The following is a 3144-nucleotide window of genomic DNA, read 5'->3' on the forward strand; positions in this document are numbered from 1 at the left end:
AGGAATTCGCCCTGTCGCTGGAGTAGGGGCGCAATTGGGCGGCGAAGCTCAGTAGTCGGCCTTCAACGCCACATAGAAGGCGTAGCGGCCTTCGCGGCCGGCGTTCTGCACGCCCGGGCCGCCCGCGCCCAGCAGCGACCAATTCTGGCCGAGCCTGTAGGTCACGCCAAGGTTGACGCCGGTGAAGGCCGCCGCGTCATCTGCGTCGCGGGCGTGGTGATAGACCTCGCCGCCGAGCGAGAGGCGCTCGCCGAGCGACCGGGTCAGCGCCAGGCCGCCCGTCCAGAAGTCGCGGTTCCCCGCGCCTGGATTGAGCTGGTAGCCGCCGCCGCCGAACAGCGTCCAGCCGCCGAAGCCCTTGCCGACCCACACAGGCAGGAGAAGGTTGGGGTGGGTCGAGGCGAAGCGCGCCTTGGCGGTGGGCGCGAAGATGCGCGGGAAGATTGCGACGCTCGGCCGCCAGCTCCCGTCCCGCTCGTGCATGATCTGATACTTGGCGGCCAGCTCGACCACGCCCATGCCGACGGCGGAGCGGTCATAGGCGGCCGGCACGACCATGGTCAGCTGCAGGTCCTGGGCGGCGCCGTAGTTGAGGTCGAGGCCCGCCTCCCCGGTTGTCTCGTCCCGCACATGGAGGCCGCCCGCGAAATTGTAGATCTCCCAGCGGCCGCGCTCGGTCGGCTCGGGGTCGTCGGTGACATAGGGCGGGCCCGCCCAGGCGTGAGCACTGACCGCAAGGGCCGCCCCGCCGGCCAGGACCAGCCGCCTCACGCCGACGCCCGGGCCTGGGCGCGCACCTGGCCTCGCTCGGTGATCCAGACCGCGGCGACCATGATCAGGGCGATCACCAGCGAGGAGTTGATCCGGCTGAGGTCGAAGCCGCCCTTGGCGAGGGGCTTGGTGAGCGTGTCGCCCAAGGTCGCGCCCAGCGGCCGGGTCAGCACATAGGCCGCCCAGAACAGGATCGCCTTCGGCGTGCGGGTGAGGAGGTGGAGCGCCGCCACCAGGGCGATCAGCCCTGCGAACAGCACCGCCCCGCCCTGGAACCCCAGCCCCAGGTCGTCGGCGGTGAAGTCGCCCAGCGCCGTGCCCAAGGTGTTCGAGACCAGGATGGTGATCCAGTAGAACACCTCGTTGCCGCGGCTGGTGATGCGGTCGGCGGCGATGGTCCCGGTGGTGCGCCGCCAGACCGCCAGCACCACGATCACGCCGGCCAGCAAAATGGCCGAGGACTTCACATAGCCCAGCCCCAGGCTGCGGTCGAAATAGTCGGAGGTCGTGGTCCCGACCGTCGTCGTCGCCACCACGCAGGCCCAGTAGAACAGCGGATGGAAGCGCTTGGAGGCGACCTGGGCGCTCACGGTCGCCGCGAAGAACCCCAGGAAGATCAGGGTCGAGACCAGGTAGCCGAGGTTCAGCTGCATCGACAGGGCGTCCCCGCCGGTCTCGCCCAGGGTGGTGGCGAGGATCTTGATCACCCAGAAGGCCAGGGTGAGCTGCGGGACCTTGCTCAGGGCGTCGGACTTCAGGTCGTGCATGAGCATTCCTGTCGGGCTGGGCGGCGCCGGCCCGTGGCGGCCGGGCCGCCTCGCCGATAGCCGGCCCCGCGTCGCGCGACTACCCCGCCCGACATTGAGATTTCCCAATGCCGCCGCGCCTTGGGGATCGAGCGCTTCGGCTGGACGAAGCCGGCGCGACCTCCCATCTCTTGCACCGTCGCCGCGAGTCGCGGCGCGTCACTGAGGATCAAGACCCATGATTTCTTCGCGATCCCGGCTCGCCGCGGTGCTGGCCGGCGCGATGGCCCTCACCCTGGCGATCGGCGCGCCCGCCGAGGCCCGGCGTGGCGGCAGCTTCGGAAGCCGCGGGGCGCGCACCTATTCCGCGCCCCGCCAGACCTCGATCACGCCGGGCTACGCCGGCCCGGTGCAGCGTTCGATGACCGCGCCGCCCGCCGGCTACACGCCCGGCCGCGCCTATGCGCCCTCGCCCGCGCAATCGCCTTACAACTACGGCGGCGGCTACCAGCAGCCGCGCTACAACTTCCCCCGCCCAGGCTTCGGCGGCGGCCTCCTGGCCGGCCTCGCCACCGGCGGCCTCCTGGGCGCCCTGATGGGCCACGGCTTCGGCGGCGGCTGGGGCGGCGGATGGGGCGGGATGGGCGGCGGGATGGGCCTGGGGCTGATCTCCAGCCTCTTCCAGCTCGGCGTCCTGGCGCTCCTGATCTGGCTGGCGGTCCGCTTCTTCCGCAGGCGCAACGCACCGGCGGCCGCGGGCGGCTACGCCAGCGGCTACGATCCCGGCCCGGCCTATGGCTATGCGCCGCCGCCGGCCTCGCCCTGGGGCGCCCAGCCCGTCGGCTACACGCCCGACCCGGCCCAGCCGGAGATCGCGGTCACGCGGGCGGACGAGCAGGCCTTCGAGCGCCTGCTGATCGAGGTGCAGGACGCCTTCGGCCGCGAGGACTACGGCGCGCTGCGCGAGCGCACCACGCCGGAGATCATGTCCTATCTTTCCGAGGAGCTTGGCCAGAACGCCACCCATGGCCGGCGCAACGAGGTCACGGGCACGCGCCTCCTGCGCTCCGAGGTGGCCGAGGCCTGGAGCGAAGGCCTGGACGACTACGCCACCGTGGCCCTCAACTACGAGAGCGCCGACGTGATGCGCGACCGCCAGACCGGCCAGGTGCTGCAGGGCGACCCCAACGTCGCGACGGTCACCACCGAAATCTGGACCTTCGTGCGCCGCGACGGCGGCCCCTGGAAGCTTTCGGCCATCCAGGAGACCTGAGGCCGATCGGGGCGCGACGGATCACCGCTGCGGGGCCTTCCCGTCGCGACCTCGTCGCCGGCTTGGGGCATGCTGCCCCCTCAAGCGGTCGAGAGGCGGTCCATGGCTACCGAGCCCATGCGCGAACACCTGGAGTGGCACCTGCGCCGCCTGAAGGGCGCGCGGGCGGCCGCCGCGGAGATGTCGCTGCGCGCCAGGAGCGACGGCCTGCAGTGGCTGTCGCTGACCCACTTCGCCGTGCTGGCGCTGGAAGCGACCCTGGCCGAGGAGATCGCGCCCGACCACAAGGCGCTGGAGGAGGTCATCGGCGACCTCGTCAGCCTCGGGGCTCCGGCGCGGGACGCCTCCGCGTCC

General features: G+C 71.9%; 4 protein-coding genes. 2 read left to right on the forward strand and 2 right to left on the reverse strand.

The annotated features are described in order from the left end of the window. Positions 1 to 48: 48 nt before the first annotated feature. Both VJS38_RS16475 and VJS38_RS16480 read right to left on the reverse strand, forming a co-directional pair. A complete protein-coding gene (locus VJS38_RS16475) occupies positions 49 to 771 on the reverse strand; it encodes a hypothetical protein (RefSeq protein ID WP_324089237.1) in 723 nt (240 codons plus the stop codon). Beyond that, positions 768 to 1538, reverse strand: a complete 771-nt coding sequence (locus VJS38_RS16480; protein WP_324089238.1) for a hypothetical protein — start codon at positions 1536 to 1538, stop codon at positions 768 to 770. The genes VJS38_RS16475 and VJS38_RS16480 overlap by 4 nt, the downstream gene beginning before the upstream one ends. Positions 1539 to 1755: 217 nt before the next feature. On the opposite strand from VJS38_RS16480, the gene VJS38_RS16485 reads away from it, so the two are divergent. Both VJS38_RS16485 and VJS38_RS16490 read left to right on the forward strand, forming a co-directional pair. After that, a complete protein-coding gene (locus tag VJS38_RS16485) occupies positions 1756 to 2790 on the forward strand; it encodes a TIM44-like domain-containing protein (RefSeq protein ID WP_324089239.1) in 1035 nt (344 codons plus the stop codon). Positions 2791 to 2892: 102 nt separating this feature from the next. Beyond that, on the forward strand, positions 2893 to 3144 hold a 252-nt coding region (locus VJS38_RS16490), incomplete at its 3' end, for a hypothetical protein (protein ID WP_324089240.1).

It is taken from the genome of Phenylobacterium sp. (assembly GCF_035276905.1).
Taxonomy (GTDB): domain Bacteria; phylum Pseudomonadota; class Alphaproteobacteria; order Caulobacterales; family Caulobacteraceae; genus Phenylobacterium.